The following is a 15,899-nucleotide window of genomic DNA, read 5'->3' as shown; positions in this document are numbered from 1 at the left end:
CGCCGGCGACAGCCCACCCAGCGATAGCCGCGCCACCATCACGGGCGACAGCCCACCCAGCGCAAACCCCGCCAATACCCCCACCGACATGCCGCCCAGCGCGAACCCCGACGCCAACACTCGCACCGACATCCCGCCCACCGGAACCCGAAACTTCCACCCCACAGTCCCCATCAAAAGCCCGAAGAAAAGCCACCTCCACCACCTGGAAGCTGCTCGTCCTCACAACCCTGATCCTGTCCACCACCCCGGTTCCCCCAGCCAGGGCCTCTCCTGCTGCCTGGCGCTGGCCCCTCGACGGCACCCCCAGAATCCTGCGCCGCTTCACCCCACCACCGGAGCGATGGCTGGCCGGCCATCGCGGCATCGACCTCGCCGCCCCAGCGAACACCCCAGTCCTGGCAGCAGGACCAGGCACGATCCGCTTCGCCGGCCCAGTAGGCGGTAAGGGCGTCGTAACCATCGACCACGAAGGCGGCCTACGCACGACCTACCTCCCGGTCACCGCCTCAGTACACCGAGGCCAACCTGTCATGTCAGGCACCGAACTCGGCGTCGTAGAACCCTCGAACCACCACTGCGAGGAGTCCTGCCTCCACTGGGGCCTGCGCCGCACCACCACCTACCTCAACCCCTTGCAACTCCTGGGCCACGCCCCCACCCGACTCCTGCCGTTCTGGCCCCCACCGCCTGACACCCGCACCTCCACGCCAGCCCACACCCCTCCCGGCAGTACCACCCCATCAGCCCCTTACTCTCCCGCCACAACAAACGTCCCCGCCCCCACCGCTCAAGCAGCCACTGCAGCCGCACTCCCGGCCGCAGCAGCAACCACAGCCGCAACGACACCTGCAACCGCCCTCGCCCCCGTCAGGCCGACCATGTGCACGCTGGTGGAGCGCTCCGCCCAAGCGGCCATGCACACGCCCGCCACCCCACCGCCATCGACAGCACTCACCATCACGCCCGCCCTAGCGAAGCAACCCACGACCACTGCCCCTACTGCATGCGCCACCACCCCATGCTCCATCTCCACCCGTAACCTCAGCCCCCGCCGGAGCACCGCCTCCACCGTCAACCCCAGCCCTCAGGGGAGCTCCGCCTCCGCCCTTTACCTCACCCCCCGTATGGACACCGCTTCCGCCCTCAACCTCAGCTCCCGGCCGAACTCCGCCTCTAGCCCCAACCTCAGTCCTCGCCTCGACTCCAGCTGCAGCCTGATCTCCACCCCGATCTCGACCCCGAAGGGCGACCCTCCGCTCCCACCCGCCCTTCCCTGCCCCACCGCACCCCCGGAGCCCCTTCCCCTCTGGCAAGTCGCGTTCCAGACGCTGAGACGCAGCACTTCCTCCCAACTCGCCGTAGCCGTGATCGGTCTCTCCGCCCTGATGACAACGCTCCTTCTGATCACCGCTCTGAGCCGCAGCCACCGCAGACGACGCCACGCCCGCCCAAGCCCACACAGCCGTACGAAGGGCCAACACCGCCGCCCCCGACGCCATCCCAGAAGCAGAAACCGCAACCGCAACCAGAACCCCCACCCCCCAACCACGCCCATGCCGCGCTGAGCCCCTCTCCCCACTCCTCGCCCACGCCGCGTTGAGCCCTCGCCGCCGTCCAAGCCCCAGGACCACCGACACCCGCCACAAGCCCCCTGCGGGCCCTCACGCCCGCTTCACAGCCACGCCGCCAGCCATCCAGGCTTACGTTCGCAAGCCCAACGCCACCGAGAGAGGACGGCCTACACCCGCATGAGAAGCCCCGCTCCTCGGATCGCCACGCCCGCTTCACAAGCCCATGCAGCCGACCACCCAAGCCAGTCTGCGTCACAAGGCTTGCCCGCCGACCCCCCACGCCTGGATCGCAAGCCAACCCCGCTCGCTACCCCCGAACCCAGTTCAACCCACCTCGGCCCGCCACCTCGACCCAGCCCAACACCCACCCCCACCCCACCCACGACGAACAGGCCCGGAAACAAACTCATGGGCTGATCACGCCCTCGGATGCGCCTGCCGATACGCCGCCCGCAACCGCTCGATCGACACATGCGTGTAAATCTGCGTGGTGTTCAAAGACGCATGCCCGAGCAACTCCTGAACACTACGAAGATCGGCCCCACCTTCGAGCAGATGCGTCGCCGCACTGTGCCGCAACCCATGCGGCCCCATGTCCGGTGCCCCTTCCACCTGGGCCAACCGCGCATGCACGACTCGCCGCACGGTCCCCGCATCGATGCGACCACCTCGTACCCCGAGAAAGAGCGCCGGCCCCGACCCAGCCCGCATCCACAGCGGTCGCCCATGGATGCACCACCGATCCAACGCCCGCAGCGCGGGCACCCCGAACGGCACCGAACGCTCCTTACGCCCCTTCCCCAGCACTCTGATGATGTTCCGCTCACGATCGACGTCATCGACATCGAGCGCGCACAGCTCACTCACCCGCACGCCCGTGGCGTACAACAACTCCAGAAGCGCCTGATCCCGCAACTCCTTGGGATCCCCGGTAGCCGGCGCCTCCAGCACAGCCTCAGCCTGCCGCTGGTCAAGCACAGAAGGCAACGTCCGAGGCGACTTGGCGCTACCCAGCAACAACCCCGGGTCGGTCTGCAGCCACCCCCGGCGATGGCAGTAAGCGGTGAAGGTACGGGCACAGGCAGTCCGGCGCGCCAGAGTGGCCCGCGCCTTCCCCGCCGCATGCTGCCCCGCCAGCCACTCCCTCAGCACCCCGATATCCAGCCCTTCGACGTCACCACCGGTGTGATCAAGCAGCGAGTTCACATCAGTCAGGTAGGCCCGCACCGTATGCGGAGAAAGATCACGTTCAAGCCGCAAATACCGCTCGAACTCACGAACAACCTCTTCCCGATCCACACCGATCTCCCTTCCAGAATCCGCCCCACGACCCCTGCCCAGCAGCATGCCCAAGCGTCACCCACCCAGGCCAACCCCATTGCCTCCCATGCTGCGCCCACGACGAGCACCCGCGCGGCGTCCCCTTCGGACCGGTCCTGCAGCATGCCTTTGACGCCCGCACACAGCGCGTGCTCACCGGTCATCATGCGGCCAGGCGCGGTCATCATCTCGAGCTGCCGAGGATGCTGATTCGCCGGCGAAGACCGAGCCTGTTTGAGACGCCCGCCATTCGCCCTCCGCGTCATCCAATTGGCGTCCGGCCACACGCGTCGGGCCGAGCCGACCTGCCGGTTGTCGCGGTCGGCCCCACCCGCCGTACCGGCATACGTAGGTGGCCAGCCGAACGACGGGCTACCGCGTGAAGGCGCTGGCAGGAGAGGCCAGTCGTTCAAATCTCGGGGGCGAAACCGCCTGAAATGGTGACGGCCATCGCTTGATCCTTGGAGGGCTTGTACAGAACCGAGGAGAGCAGAACGATGGCCGCGGATGACAGTTTGGCCTGGAGAGCGGCTCTGCGGGAGCAGAACGCGCACCGGTGACCCCTACTTTCTCGCCGGCCGATTCCAGGGGCCGCCGATGCGCGTTGAAGCACCGCAATGGCTCGATCGTCGCCCTGGTGATGGGTTTGTTGCCTTGGTCTTGTTTGGGTCCTGGCAGGTGGGGTGCGCCCTGGGCGTCTGGGCGGGTCAGAGGTGGGGCGAGCTTCGCACGTGGGTGGTCGCGTTCGCGGACGAAGCAGGCCGCGCGTGTTAGTGGTGACGCTCAGGGGTGAGACGTGCTGCGCGCGTAAGCGGCGACGTTCAGGTATGACACGCGCTGCACGTGTCAGTGGCGGCGTTCGCGGGTGAGGCGCGCCACGCGTCTGAGTCGCGCCGTTCAGGCGTGAGACGCGCCGGCGCGCTGCACGTGTGAGGGGTGACGTTCAGAGGGTGGGTTGAAAGGTGGGTTGGCTTGGTTAGGTGTACGCCGGTTCCTTCGGCGGGTCGCCGTAGTCGTCTGGGGGTGGGGGGAGGTCGGTGGGGTCGGGTTCGGGGGTGGGGGGTGGTTCCAGGGCGGTGGAGTCGGAGGCCTTGCGGTACGTGGTCGTCTGCTTGCGCAGGCGCCAGCCCTTCGAGGTGCGTTCGATGTAGCCGGCGGCTGCCAGGCCGCCCAGGGCGCTCAGCGTTGTGTCCAGGCCCAGGCCGGCCGCCACCGCGATCGAAGCCGGGCCGGCGCCGCCTCTCGTGGGGATGGCGTCGAGCACTCTCCTGGTCGGCTCGTTGAGCCGGTCTCTGGGGACTGCTGGGGCGCGGAGCTGCGGGGCGAGGTCGTCGCCCAGTGCGCCCACGAGGTCGATCATGTCCTCAGGGGAGGTGATGCAGACGGCCTTGCGTTCGCGGAGCAGTCGGTGGCAGCCGGCGGACATCGCGGAGGTGACGGGGCCCGGGACCGCTCCCAGGTGTCTGTTCAGGGACAGGGCATGGGTGGCCGTGTTGAGGGCGCCGCTGCGGATGGCGGCTTCCACCACTACCGTGCCCCGGGACAGGGCGGCGATGAGGCGGTTGCGGATGAGGAAGCGGGCTCGGGTGGGGTGGACGCCGGGCGGGCACTCGCTGATCAGCACGCCCCTCTCCCTGATCTCGGCGAACAGGGGCTCGTGGGCGCTCGGGTAGCTGACGTCCACGCCGCAGGCCAGGACCACGACCGTCGGGGCGTCGGCGGCCAGCGCGCCCTTGTGGGCTGCCCCGTCCACGCCGAACGCCCCGCCCGACACGACGATCCAGCCCGACTCGCTGAGACCGACGCCGAACTCGGCCGCGATGTGCGAGCCGTACGAGGTAGCGGCTCTGGCCCCGACCACCGCCACGGATTTGAGGCAGGAGAAGCGGAGGTCCGCGTTGCCGTGGACCCAGAGGCCGAGAGGGCGGCTGCGGCCCAATTGGTCGAGTTGGGTGGGCCATTCCGGGCTGCCGGGGATGATCAGCCTGGCTCCCGAACGCTGGCCGGCCTCGATGTCGGCCGCCGGGTTGGCGGCTGCCAGGCGGGTGTACCAGGCGTTCAGGGCGGAGGTGAGGTTCGGGGGGCGTTCCTGCTGGGCCTGTCTGGCTGCGAACTCTGGCGGCAGGGTGCGGGCGCGGATGCACTCCACCGCGTGCGGGGCGCCGTACTGGGCCACGAGGCTGCCCATGAGGGTGTCTCCGACGTCGGCGGCCCGCATGAGGGCGGCCCTCGCCTCGGTCTCCTTGTCTCTGTCTCTGGCCGCTTGTGATGCTCCGGGCTGGGTTCGGCTTCCCGCGGCTCTGGGCGTGGAGTGGTGGATCCTTGTCTGTTCATCGGGCGGGCCGGTTACTGGATGGGGACGGCTGGTCGCTGGATCGGGCGAGTTCGTGCCTGGAATGGGCGGAGGGGTCCCTGGACCGAGCGGGATGGTCCTTGGGCCGAGTGGGCTGGTCCTTGGGCCGAGTGGGCTGGTCCTTGGGCCGAGCGGGCTGGTCGCTGGTGCGGCTCCGGAGGCGGGGCCTGCTCTGCTCACGGGCATGGGTGTAGGCGTGAGTGCCGGCGCGGGTGAGGACGTGCTCGCCTGTGATGACGAAGTGCCAGGTGCGAAGGGGTCGGAGGAGGCGGCGTTGTTGGGGGTTTGATCGGCGTGCGCCATGGTGATCAGGGATGGTCTGTCGGGTTCTGCGGTTGCGGGAGGAGTGGCAGGCAAGGAGGCCTCCTGAAGATGGGTTTCCGTGGGGTGAGGGGTGTGATTGCGGTTGCTCCTGGGCGGGGCGGTCACCTCACTCCGAGCCAGAAGCCGAGGGCGGTGTTGGTTTCGTCCTGGCCTGGGGTGTCTTTGTCGGCCAGGTCGGCGAGGGTCCAGGCCACTCGTACGACGCGGTCGAGGCCGCGGGCCGTGAGGGTGCCCGCGTCGAGGCAGGCCGTCATGGGGTGCATGGCCTCGTCGGAGGGGCGATAGTCGGCGTGGAGGAGGGAGGACGGCACCTCCGCGTTGGAGCGCCAGGGCGTGCCCGCCAGGCGTTTGGCGGCTCGCTCGCGGGCCACCAGGACGCGTTCGGCCACCGTCTTGCTGGTCTCCACGAACTGGCGGTCGGCCAGGAGCTCGCGGCGGGACGAGCGGGCCACGGTGACCTTCATGTCGATGCGGTCGAGCAGCGGGCCGGACAGGCGGCCCAGATAGCGGCGCCTGATCGTGGGAGAGCATTTGCAGGTCTCCCCCTGATCCTCCGCCTGGGCGCAGGGGCACGGGTTGGCCGCCAGGATGAGCATGAACCTGGCCGGGAACGTGACCGACCCCGCGGACCTCGACACCGTCACCCGGCCGGACTCCAAGGGCTGTCTCAGCGCGTCGAGGACATGCCTCGGGAACTCCGGGGCCTCGTCCATGAACAGCACGCCTCTGTGGGCCAGGGAGACGGCTCCCGGCCGGACGATCGTGCTGCCGCCACCGATGATCGCGGCGGCCGTCGCCGTGTGGTGCGGACTGACGAACGGAGGCCGGCTCATCATCGGCGCATTAGGCGGCAGGGCGCCTGCCACCGAGTGGATGGCGGTGACCTCCAGGGCGTGGTCGAGCTCCAGATCAGGCAGGAGCGTGGGGAGGCGCTCGGCCAGCATGGTCTTGCCGGTGCCCGGGGGGCCGAGCATCCACAGGTTGTGGCCACCGGCGGCGCACACCTCGAGGGCTCGGCGGGCGACCGGCTGGCCGACGACGTCCGCCAGGTCGACGTCGGGCGAAACGGTGCTCTTGGGCGGCTCGGCGTACTCCTCCAGCTCGACGCTGGGCGGCTCGTCGCCCTTGCGCAGCCACTCGACGAGCTGGCGCAGGTCTGCGACCGGGATCACCTTCACGTCGGGCACCAGGACCGCCTCGGCGGAGTTCCCGGACGGGACCACGACCGTCACGTCACCGTGCTTCGCCGCGCCCAGGACGGAGGGGAGCACGCCGCGTACGGCTCTGATGCGGCCGTCAAGGCCGAGCTCCCCCAGGAAGAACGGCTCCGCGATGCGCTCGGCCGGGACCACCCCCGCCGCCCCCAGGATCGCCACCGCTATCGCCAGGTCGAACTGCGAGCCCCGTTTCGGCAGGCTGGCCGGGAAGAGGCTGACGATGATGCGGGCGTCGGGCCACGGATAGTTGCTGTTGACCATCGCTGAGCGGACGCGGTCGCGGGCCTCGCTGAGCGCCGTGTCAGGCAGACCGATGAGGTGGATGCCGGCCAGGCCGTTGCCCACGTCGGCCTCGACCTCGACGGTGCGGCCCGCGACCCCAACCAGGGCCACGCTGCGCGTACGGGCCACCGCCATTCAGATCGCCCCCCGTACATGGTGGAGGGCGAGGTCTCCGGCGAAGCGCTCCAGCGCGATCACGTCCACACGCACCGACTCGAACGTGCGGGATTGGCCCGAGAGCCATTTGGCGGCGAGCATGCGCAGCCTGGCCAGCTTGGCGGGGGTCACCGACTCCAGCGCTGTGCCGTGGGACCTGCCCGACCTGGTCTTGACCTCTACCACGACAAGGGTGGGGCCTTCCTCGGCGAGGATGTCGATCTCGCCGTGGCGGCAACGCCAGTTGCGTTCGAGCACCCTCATGCCCTCGGCCTCCAGATAGGTCGCGGCTGCCTGTTCGCCGCGTTTGCCGAGCTCTTGCTTGCTTTCCTTGGCCATGCGCCACCTCCGTCTGGTTGGTCGGGTCTGGGCCCTGGGGTCGGGCGGGGTGCCGGTCCTGGGTCCGGGCATGACCTTCGCGGATGCGGGGTGGTTGCTGAGAGGCCGAACGGGGTTCTGTGGATGAAGGGGAGTGGGGCGGTAAAGGGCTGTGCATGAGCGTGTGCGGGGTGATGAAGGCTGTGGATGAGGAAGTGCAGGCTGATGGAGGGCTGTGGATGATCCGGGACGCTTCGCTGCGCATCGTTGGCTCACTGGACGAGATCAGGCGTGTGCTCGGGGTTGGGGTCATGTGAGGGGGCCGGCCTTTCAGACGCAGCGGGACGTTGTACGCGAGCGGCGGGAAAGGGCTGGGGGCGAGCAAACTCCAAGCGTGGGAGCGACGCAGGCGCGGAAGTGAAAGGCAGCAGGCCCGGGGAGCGCGGGGAGCGCAAGGCGACTGGTGTGGGGAGCGCGGGCGCGGGCCCAAGCGTGGAAACGGGCAAGGCGCGAGAACGGGCGGCAGGGGCGAACGCGGAAGGGCGTGGCAGCGGCGGAAGGCACGCGCGAGCGGGGCGCGGGAGGGGCACAGGCACTGCGCGGGAGAGATGCAGGCACGGGAGCGGGCGAGAGAGGGATGCGGGCGCGGCAGGGGACGTAGGGCACGCGAGGCCTGGGCGAGGGAGCGGGCGCAGGTGCAGATGCCGAAGCAAGCGCAGGCGCGTAGGCAGGCGCAGGTGCCGAAGCGAGCGCAGGGTGTGGAAGCAGGCGCAGGTGCGAAAGCGAGCCCAGGCACGAAACCGGAGGGCAGGTGCGGAAGCGGAAGGCAGGTGCGGAAGCGGAAGGCAGCACCAAGGAGTCGACGGATGGGAAAAGCGCGGGCGGGCTCAGGCGGGCTCTTTCACCCCCCGAGCCCGCCCACCCGGCACCCTAAAAAGCCCCCTACCCGGAGAACCCTTCCTTGGGCATCTCGAGGTCTGCCTTGGCCAGTTCCTCCACGTTCACATCCTTGAACGTGACCACCCGCACGTTCTTGACGAACCGCGCCGGCCGATACATGTCCCACACCCAAGCGTCCTGCATCTTCACATCGAAGAAGACGTCGCCGTTCTCGGCGGTGCGGACGTCGAGATCGACCGAGTTGGTCAGATAGAACCGCCGCTCAGTCTCCACCACGTACGTGAACAAACCGACGACATCACGGTATTCGCGGTAAAGCTGCAGCTCCATCTCGGTTTCGTACTTTTCGAGATCCTCTGCGCTCATCGCGGTCCTCCTGTCGTACCGGTCCCCCGGTTCGCCTGCTCAGGCAACCCCGGCCCCCATTTCATTTTCACCCATCTCCCTCGCCACCGTGACGAAGGAGTAGCGGTGATCAGGACATGGCCCGTGCGTTGCGAGCGCGAGCCGGTGTCCTGGTGTGACATACCCCTTGTGTTCGGCGAAGCCGTACTGCGGGTAGCGCTCGTCGAGCGTGACCATCAACCGGTCCCTGGTCACTTTGGCCACGATCGACGCGGCCGCCACGCACGCGGCCACCTGGTCCCCCTTCCACACGGCCAGCGACGGCGCCGGGAGCCCCGGGACGGGGAAGCCGTCCGTCAGGATGTACTCCGGGTCACAGGGCAACTGCGCGACCGCTCGCCGCATTCCCGAGACGTTGGACTTGTGCAGACCTTTGGCGTCGATCTCCCCCGGCGGGATGATCACCAGCCCCACGTGCGCGGCGCGGACGATCTGGTCGTAGAGGCGTTCGCGCACGATCGGGGTCAGCAGTTTCGAGTCGCCGAGGCCGTCGATCTGCTTGCGCAGGACGACGGCGGCGACCACGAGGGGCCCGGCGCACGCGCCGCGACCGGCCTCGTCGACGCCCGCGATGGGGGTGAGGCCGCGGCGGGCCAGCGCCCGCTCATAGGCGTAGAGTCCGGAATCGCGCCGGACGACGCTCGGTCGAGGGCGGAACGCAACTGTCATGACACTGGCAGCGTACGCCCCATTCGCCGCATACCGCGACCGGAAGCGGGCTCTACTTGACCTTGTCGAAAATGTCGGGACGGGAGAAGAGATAGCCCCGCGACAGCGGCCAGTAGCGCAGCACGGCCTTGCCGATCACGTCGTTCTCCGAGATGAAGCCGCCTCCGGGCTCCTCCATGTGGGCCCTGGAGTCGGCCGAGGCGCTGCGGTGGTCGCCCATCAGCCAGAGCTTCCCGGCGGGCACGGTGACGTTGAAGTCATCGCCAGAAGCGAAATCGTCGGGGTAGAGGTAGGACTTCTCGTCGAGCGGCGTGCCGTTGACGGTGATGCGCTTCTGCTTGTCGCAGCACACCACCTTGTCGCCGCCGATGCCGATGACCCGCTTGATCGTGTCCTCGCCGTTCCAGCCCTTGAAGACCACGATGTCGCCGCGCTCGGGCTTGCCCGCGAGCTTGTTGACGAAGACCCGGTCGTTGACGAGCAGGGTGTTCTCCATCGAGACCGACGGGATGTAGAACGACCCGACGACGAACGCCTGGAGCAGCAGCGCGATGCCGACGCCCAGCACGAGCAGCAGTACGGTTTCCCGGAAACCGCCCTTCTTCTTCTCTTTCGCCACGCCCTCCGCCTTCTTGGTGTCGGCCATCAGCGCCTCCTCCGCAGGCGCCGACGGACCAGCACCAAGGGTACGGCCAGGCCGAACCCGGCGGCCAGCGGCACCGGTGTGCCGCCCATCGCGTGCAGCGCCGGCTGCGCGAAGGTGTCGGGGATGTCGATCGTGTCGAAGCGGTTGAACGGCCAGACGATCACGAAGGCCCGCCCGATGACCTGGCCCTCGGGGATCGATCCGCCGCCGGGGTCGCCGGTGTGCGAGCGGGAGTCGAGCGAGACCGATCGGTGGTCGCCCATGACCCACAGCCGCCCCTGCGGCACTGTGATGTCGAAGAACTCGTCGGACGGCTTGTCGCCGGGGTAGAGGTAGCTCTCCTCGTCGATGGGCGTGCCGTTGACGGTGATGCGTCCTTTGGAGTCGCAGCACTTGACGTGGTCGCCGCCGACGCCGATGACCCGCTTGATGTAGTCCTTCTCGCCGGGGATGATGCCGAACGCGGTGCCGACCCACCGGAAGAAGCCTTCGACCACGTTGGACGGCTCGGCCATCTGGAACTCGCCGTCCCAGGAGTCGACGCCCGAGAAGACCACGACGTCTCCGCGCTCGATGTCGCGGGTGTGGTAGACGAGTTTGTTGACCAGGACCCTGTCGTTGGTGAGCAGGGTGTTCTCCATCGATTCCGACGGAATGTAGAAGGCCTGCACCACGAACGTCTTGATGATCAGGGCCAGCACCAGGGCTACGACGATGAGAACGGGCAGCTCTTTCCAGAACGACCCCTTCTTCTCCTTTTTTTCGCCCTTGGCCGGCTTCTGAGTCTCTTCGGCGACCACGTCCACCTCGTCCTCGACAGGGCGGCGCGCCGCGCCGTGCTCCTGGCTTTCGCTAGTCATCGCTGACGAGCCTAGATGATGTGTCGGCTCGACAGGCCTCGACCGACGTTACACCGTGCACGAGTCGCTCCACATAAAGGAAACGCCCCTGTAAAGCCGAATGGCCCGCGCGAAGGCGCGGGCCATTCGGAAGGATCGCCTGGTTACTTGGCGGCCGTCGTCTCGCGCTTCTCGCGGATGCGGGCGGCCTTGCCGCGCAGGTCGCGCATGTAGTAGAGCTTGGCACGACGGACGTCGCCGCGGGTCACGAGCACGATCTTCTCGATGACGGGGCTGTGCACCGGGAAGGTGCGCTCGACGCCGACGCCGTAGCTGACCTTGCGGACCGTGAAGGTCTCGCGGGCACCGCTGCCCTGGCGGCGCAGCACGAAGCCCTTGAAGACCTGGATGCGGGAGCGGTTTCCTTCGACGACGCGGACGTGAACCTCGAGGGTGTCACCGGGGCGGAACGCCGGCACGTCGCCGCGCAGGGTCGCCTTCTCGAGCTCCTGGATCTTCGTGTGCATGAGAGTCATTCCTCAAAGTTCGTGGGCGGGCGGAGGTCCGCTCGGCCACGCCCGCGGGCAGGCGGGTGCGGCGACGTCAGCGGACGCGCTTGCCATCTCGGGCCCCGGGGTCGCTTCCGGGGCATGCGACACCGACCGCATGATGGACGGTGGCGATTCAGTTTGCCATATCTTCCGACTGGAGGCGAAACGCAGGCTCTTCGAGCGGCTTCTCGTCCTGCGACGGGGGCTCTTCGGTCAGCTTCCCGTCCTGCTCCGGGAGCTCTCCGCTCAGCTTCCCGTCCTGCTTCGAGAGCTCTTCGAGCAGCTTCCTGTCGTGCTTGTCGAGCGTCGCGGGGTCGAGCGCGGCGGCCAGCTCGGGCCGGTTGCGTACGGTGCGCCGGATGGCCTCATCCCGCCGCCACCGGGCGACATTTCCGTGATGTCCGGACAGCAGCACGGCCGGCACCTCGTGCCCCCGCCACACGGGCGGCTTGGTGTAGACGGGCCCCTCGACCAGGTTCCGCATCGAGCCGGGTGCGAACGAGTCGTCGACCGCCGACTGGGCGTTGCCCAGCACGCCGGGCAGCAGCCGCCCGATGGCCTCCACCATGACCAGCACGGCCACCTCGCCGCCGGCCAGCACGTAGTCGCCGATGCTGACCTCGTCCACCCGCATCCGCGTGGCGTACTCCTGCATGACCCGGGAGTCGATGCCTTCGTAGCGGCCGCATGCGAACAGCAGCCACGGCTCCCCCGCCAGTTCCTGCGCGAGCTCCTGGTCGAACGGCCGCCCGCTGGGCGTCGGCACGATCATGCGGGGGGTGCCCCCTTCGGTGACCGCGTCGATGGCCTCGCCCCACACCTCGGGCTTCATGACCATGCCGGGCCCCCCGCCGTAGGGGGTGTCGTCGACGGTCTTGTGCACGTCGTGGGCCCAGTCGCGCAGCTGGTGCAGCCGTACGTCGAGGGTGCCGCGCTCGCGGGCCTTGCCGATGAGCGAGACGTCGAGCGGCGCGAAGTACTCGGGGAAGATCGAGATGATGTCGAGCCGCATCACAGCAGCCCCTCAGGAGGGTCGACGACCAGCCGCCCGGCCTCCACGTCCACCTCGGGCACCAGCGCCCGCACGAACGGGATGAGGGCGTCGTCCTGGCCCTTCCTGCGCACCACGAGCAGGTCCTGGCCGTGGTGCAGCACGTCTTCGACCTCGCCGACGGGCTCGCCGGAGACGGTCTCCACGGCCAGCCCGATGAGCTGGTGGTCGTGGAACTCGTCGGGGTCGTCGGACGGCGTCACCTCGGAGGAGTCGATGACGAGCATGGTGCCGCGCAGCTCCTCGGCGGCGTCGCGGTCGGTGACGCCCCCGAACGTCAGCAGCAACACGCCCTTGTGCCAGCGGCGGCCCGTGACGACGAGCGGCCCCCGGTCGGCGGGGTCGGTGGCGACGGGCGTGCCGACGGCGAAGCGCAGCTCGGGATCGTCGGTGCGCACCTCCACGGTCACGTCACCGCGTACCCCGTGCGGACGGCCTATCCGGCCGACGACCAGCTGCACGTGAAAAACCTCTTTCTACGCAGAGCGCCCCCATCGGAACGAAGCCGATGAGGGCGCGCAAACCTGACGCTAACGGACTGCTTCGTGCAGGTCGAGCAGATCGACCCGTACGTACTTCCCGTCGGCCAGGGCGTTCACGACCGTGCGCAGCGCCTTGGCGGTGCGCCCGCCGCGTCCGATGACCTTGCCCAGGTCCTCGGGGTGCACCCGGACCTCCAGGACGCGCCCGCTGCGAATGCGGCGTGCGCGGACCCGGACATCGTCGGGATGTTCGACGATGCCCTTCACGAGGTGCTCGAGAGCCTCCTCGAGCACGTCAGGCCTCGCCCTCGGACGGGGTCTCGGCGGGGGCCTCGGCCTCGTCCTTCTTCTTGCTCTTGCGCGGCGTGGTGGCGGCCGTGCCGGTGTCGCCACCGGACAGCGCCTCCTTGGCCGCGGCCTCGTAGAGGGCGTGCCGGTCGGCCTTGGGCTCGGCGACCTTCATCGGCTCAGGAGCGGGCTCGCCCTTGAACTTCTGCCAGTCACCGGTGAGCTTGAGCAGCTTGAGCACCGGCTCGGTCGGCTGCGCGCCGACACCCAGCCAGTAAGCCGCACGCTCGGCGTTGACCTCGATGCGCGAAGGGTTCTCCTTCGGGTGGTACAGGCCGATCTCCTCGATCGCCCGGCCGTCACGCTTGGTGCGGCTGTCGGCGACGACGATACGGTACTGAGCGTTGCGGATCATGCCGAGCCGCTTGAGCTTGATCTTGACTGCCACGGGTGTGGTCTCTCCTGCATTCGAGCGTGGGTGAGCGGCATCGCCACCGAGTGGGGCACGACGGGATGACGCTCCAGGGACAAACGTGGCCGGCGGGAGGTGAGAGGGCACCCACCTGGTCACGGTGTTCCAACATGCCATTGTGCCAGATCGACGGCACTGCCTACGACCTGTCACCACAGCACACCGCAAAGGTCCGGCAAGGGGTGGCCCGAAACCACCCCGCCGGTGACCTACTTCTGCCCGGGCAGCCGCAGCTTGGACGGGTCGAAGCCGGGCGGCAGCTCGATCCCCGGCGGCAGCTTCCCGCCGAGGTTGCCCAGCACGCCGCCCTGTGCGGGCGCGGCGGGCGCGGCACCGTCGGACGAGCCCGACTTGCCGAGCGCGGCCTTGCGCGGGTCGCCGCTGACGCGCCGCCCCTTCTTGTTCTTCTTCTGCGCCTTGGCGGCCTTGCCCTTGCCGCCGGGCATGCCCGGGATGCCCATGCCGCCGGCCATCCGCTTCATCATCTTCTGGGCGTCGAAGAAGCGGGTGACGAGGTTGCTCACCGCGCTTACTGATACGCCGGAGCCGGCCGCGATGCGGGCGCGCCGCGAGCCGTTGATGATCTTCGGGTCCTGCCGCTCGGCGGGGGTCATCGAGCGGATGATGGCCGCGATCCGGTCAAGGTCGCGGTCGTCGATCGAGTTGATCTGCTCGCGCATCTGCCCCATGCCGGGCATCATGCCGAGCAGGTTCTTGATCGGGCCCATCTTCTGGACCATCATCATCTGCTCGAGGAAGTCGTCGAGCGTGAAGTTCTCGCCCGACGTGAGCTTGCCGGCCATCTTGGCGGCCTGCTCCTCGTCGAACGTCTTCTGGGCCTGCTCGATCAGGGTGAGGATGTCACCCATGTCGAGGATGCGCGAGGCCATCCGGTCGGGATGGAAGGCGTCGAAGTCTTCCAGCTTCTCGCCGGTGGAGGCGAACATGATGGGCCGGCCGGTGATGTGCCGCACCGACAGGGCCGCGCCGCCGCGGGCGTCGCCGTCGAGCTTGGTCAGCACCACGCCGTCGAAGCCGACGCCCTCCATGAACGCCTGCGCCGTGGTGACGGCGTCCTGGCCGATCATGGCGTCGACCACGAACAGGGTCTCGTCGGGCGAGACCGCGTCGCGGATGTCGGCGGCCTGCCGCATCATCTCCTGGTCGATGCCCAGGCGGCCCGCGGTGTCGATGATGACGATGTCGTGGTTGAGGCGCCTGGCCTCGTCGATCGACCTGCGGGCGACCTCGACCGGGTCGCCCACGCCGCTGCCCGGCTCGGGCGCGAAGACGGCGACCTGGGCGCGCTCGCCCACGACCTGGAGCTGCTGGACGGCGTTGGGGCGCTGCAGGTCGGCGGCGACGAGCATGGGCGCGTGGCCCTGCTCCCGCAGCCACCTGGCCAGCTTGCCCGCCAGGGTCGTCTTGCCCGCGCCCTGGAGGCCGGCCAGCATGATGACGGTCGGCGGCGTCTTGGCGAAGCGGAGCCTGCGGGTCTCGCCGCCGAGGATCCCGATCAGCTCGTCATTGACGATCTTGACGACCTGCTGCGCCGGGTTCAGCGCCTGGGAGACCTCGGAACCGCGGGCGCGCTCCTTGACCTGAGCGACGAACGCCTTGACCACCGGCAGCGCGACATCGGCCTCGAGCAGGGCGATGCGGATCTCACGGGTGGTGGCGTCGATGTCGGCATCGGACAGCCGCCCCTTGGATCGGAGGGAGGAGAAGACCGATGTCAGCCGGTCGGAAAGCGTCTCGAACACGTGGTTGGCCAGTCCTCGAAGCGAATGTACGTCTAAGACTCCAGCCTATCCGCTCCGCTAGCCGCTCCAGCCTGGCACGGCCATCCGGACCGTCAGCGCGTGCTCGACGAGCTGGATCAGCACGTTTTTCACCGAGTCCTTCTTGCGGGCGTCGAGCCGCACCATGGGGATGTGCGGGGACAGGGTGAGCGCGTCGCGCACCTCGGTGTCGCTGTGCGGGTACGAGCCGTCCCAGCCGTTGATGCCCACGACGAACGGCAGCTGCGCCTCTTCGAAGTAGTCGATGGCG

At 68.8% G+C, this 15,899-nt stretch carries 15 protein-coding genes and 2 pseudogenes; 2 read left to right on the top strand and 15 right to left on the bottom strand.

Annotated elements, in window-relative coordinates; genetic code table 11:
- The first annotated feature begins 23 nt into the window (after positions 1–23).
- The gene (locus HCN51_RS63145; RefSeq protein WP_428981569.1) at positions 24–1,568 is read left to right on the top strand and encodes a M23 family metallopeptidase; all 1,545 of its coding nucleotides are present in this window, start codon (positions 24–26) and stop codon (positions 1,566–1,568) included.
- A gap of 423 nt (positions 1,569–1,991) precedes the next feature.
- Here HCN51_RS63145 and HCN51_RS40790 read toward each other — a convergent pair whose 3' ends face one another.
- The 4 genes from HCN51_RS40790 to HCN51_RS40775 all read right to left on the bottom strand — a co-directional run bounded on the left by HCN51_RS40790 (position 1,992) and on the right by HCN51_RS40775 (position 7,565).
- Positions 1,992–2,873, bottom strand: coding sequence for a tyrosine recombinase XerC (locus tag HCN51_RS40790; protein ID WP_346433974.1), 882 nt, complete (start codon positions 2,871–2,873; stop codon positions 1,992–1,994).
- A gap of 997 nt (positions 2,874–3,870) precedes the next feature.
- Complete coding sequence (dprA, locus tag HCN51_RS40785) at positions 3,871–5,082, bottom strand: DNA-processing protein DprA (RefSeq protein ID WP_240973775.1); 1,212 nt, start codon at positions 5,080–5,082, stop codon at positions 3,871–3,873.
- A gap of 590 nt (positions 5,083–5,672) precedes the next feature.
- Complete coding sequence (locus tag HCN51_RS40780; protein ID WP_168017393.1) at positions 5,673–7,205, bottom strand: YifB family Mg chelatase-like AAA ATPase; 1,533 nt, start codon at positions 7,203–7,205, stop codon at positions 5,673–5,675.
- Positions 7,206–7,565 carry a YraN family protein gene (locus HCN51_RS40775; protein WP_080042334.1) on the bottom strand — a complete coding sequence of 120 codons (360 nt, stop codon included), beginning with the start codon at positions 7,563–7,565 and terminating at the stop codon, positions 7,206–7,208.
- A gap of 119 nt (positions 7,566–7,684) precedes the next feature.
- On the opposite strand from HCN51_RS40775, the gene HCN51_RS40770 reads away from it, so the two are divergent.
- Entirely contained in the window at positions 7,685–7,861 is a 177-nt protein-coding gene (locus HCN51_RS40770; RefSeq protein ID WP_168017392.1) for a hypothetical protein, read from the top strand.
- Positions 7,862–8,486: 625 nt separating this feature from the next.
- Here HCN51_RS40770 and HCN51_RS40765 read toward each other — a convergent pair.
- The 11 genes and pseudogenes from HCN51_RS40765 to HCN51_RS40715 all read right to left on the bottom strand — a co-directional run.
- The gene (locus HCN51_RS40765) at positions 8,487–8,810 is read right to left on the bottom strand and encodes a DUF2469 domain-containing protein (RefSeq protein ID WP_026215037.1); all 324 of its coding nucleotides are present in this window, start codon (positions 8,808–8,810) and stop codon (positions 8,487–8,489) included.
- 39 nt (positions 8,811–8,849) lie between these two features.
- Positions 8,850–9,518 carry a ribonuclease HII gene (locus HCN51_RS40760; protein ID WP_080042335.1) on the bottom strand — a complete coding sequence of 223 codons (669 nt, stop codon included), beginning with the start codon at positions 9,516–9,518 and terminating at the stop codon, positions 8,850–8,852.
- A gap of 52 nt (positions 9,519–9,570) precedes the next feature.
- Positions 9,571–10,164, bottom strand: a complete 594-nt coding sequence (gene lepB / locus HCN51_RS40755) for a signal peptidase I (protein WP_080042336.1) — start codon at positions 10,162–10,164, stop codon at positions 9,571–9,573.
- Positions 10,164–11,024, bottom strand: a complete 861-nt coding sequence (gene lepB, locus HCN51_RS40750; RefSeq protein WP_168017391.1) for a signal peptidase I — start codon at positions 11,022–11,024, stop codon at positions 10,164–10,166. The genes lepB (HCN51_RS40755) and lepB (HCN51_RS40750) overlap by 1 nt, the downstream gene beginning before the upstream one ends.
- Before the next feature lie 143 nt (positions 11,025–11,167).
- Entirely contained in the window at positions 11,168–11,530 is a 363-nt protein-coding gene (rplS, locus tag HCN51_RS40745) for a 50S ribosomal protein L19 (protein WP_080042338.1), read from the bottom strand.
- Positions 11,531–11,810: 280 nt separating this feature from the next.
- A pseudogene (trmD, locus tag HCN51_RS40740) lies at positions 11,811–12,566 on the bottom strand (tRNA (guanosine(37)-N1)-methyltransferase TrmD); the annotation flags it as partial.
- Positions 12,566–13,066, bottom strand: coding sequence for a ribosome maturation factor RimM (gene rimM, locus HCN51_RS40735; protein ID WP_168017389.1), 501 nt, complete (start codon positions 13,064–13,066; stop codon positions 12,566–12,568). The pseudogene trmD and the gene rimM, both read right to left, overlap by 1 nt.
- A 69-nt stretch (positions 13,067–13,135) precedes the next feature.
- The gene (locus HCN51_RS40730) at positions 13,136–13,381 is read right to left on the bottom strand and encodes an RNA-binding protein (RefSeq protein ID WP_043634919.1); all 246 of its coding nucleotides are present in this window, start codon (positions 13,379–13,381) and stop codon (positions 13,136–13,138) included.
- Between the two features lies 1 nt (position 13,382).
- Positions 13,383–13,823: a 30S ribosomal protein S16 gene (rpsP, locus tag HCN51_RS40725; protein ID WP_080042341.1), complete on the bottom strand. Its 441-nt coding sequence runs from the start codon at positions 13,821–13,823 to the stop codon at positions 13,383–13,385.
- A gap of 233 nt (positions 13,824–14,056) precedes the next feature.
- Positions 14,057–15,610 (bottom strand): signal recognition particle protein, encoded by a 1,554-nt coding sequence (ffh, locus tag HCN51_RS40720; protein ID WP_080042342.1) that lies wholly within the window; start codon positions 15,608–15,610, stop codon positions 14,057–14,059.
- Positions 15,611–15,667: 57 nt separating this feature from the next.
- Positions 15,668–15,899: pseudogene (locus tag HCN51_RS40715) on the bottom strand (ATP-binding protein); the annotation flags it as partial.

The organism is Nonomuraea composti (assembly GCF_012034275.1).
Lineage (GTDB): Bacteria > Actinomycetota > Actinomycetes > Streptosporangiales > Streptosporangiaceae > Nonomuraea > Nonomuraea composti.
Note: the sequence above shows the minus strand (reverse complement) of the source record. Positions and strands in the feature narration are given on the sequence as shown.

Excerpts from the sequence above, each read along its gene's own strand:
- HCN51_RS40775 (WP_080042334.1), bottom strand. The coding sequence starts at position 7,565 with ATGGCCAAGGAAAGCAAGCAAGAGCTCGGCAAACGCGGCGAACAGGCA.
- lepB (WP_168017391.1), bottom strand. The coding sequence starts at position 11,024 with ATGACTAGCGAAAGCCAGGAGCACGGCGCGGCGCGCCGCCCTGTCGAG.
- dprA (WP_240973775.1), bottom strand. The coding sequence starts at position 5,082 with ATGGGCAGCCTCGTGGCCCAGTACGGCGCCCCGCACGCGGTGGAGTGC.
- lepB (WP_080042336.1), bottom strand. The coding sequence starts at position 10,164 with ATGGCCGACACCAAGAAGGCGGAGGGCGTGGCGAAAGAGAAGAAGAAG.
- HCN51_RS40760 (WP_080042335.1), bottom strand. The coding sequence starts at position 9,518 with ATGACAGTTGCGTTCCGCCCTCGACCGAGCGTCGTCCGGCGCGATTCC.
- HCN51_RS40780 (WP_168017393.1), bottom strand. The coding sequence starts at position 7,205 with ATGGCGGTGGCCCGTACGCGCAGCGTGGCCCTGGTTGGGGTCGCGGGC.
- rplS (WP_080042338.1), bottom strand. The coding sequence starts at position 11,530 with ATGCACACGAAGATCCAGGAGCTCGAGAAGGCGACCCTGCGCGGCGAC.
- HCN51_RS40765 (WP_026215037.1), bottom strand. The coding sequence starts at position 8,810 with ATGAGCGCAGAGGATCTCGAAAAGTACGAAACCGAGATGGAGCTGCAG.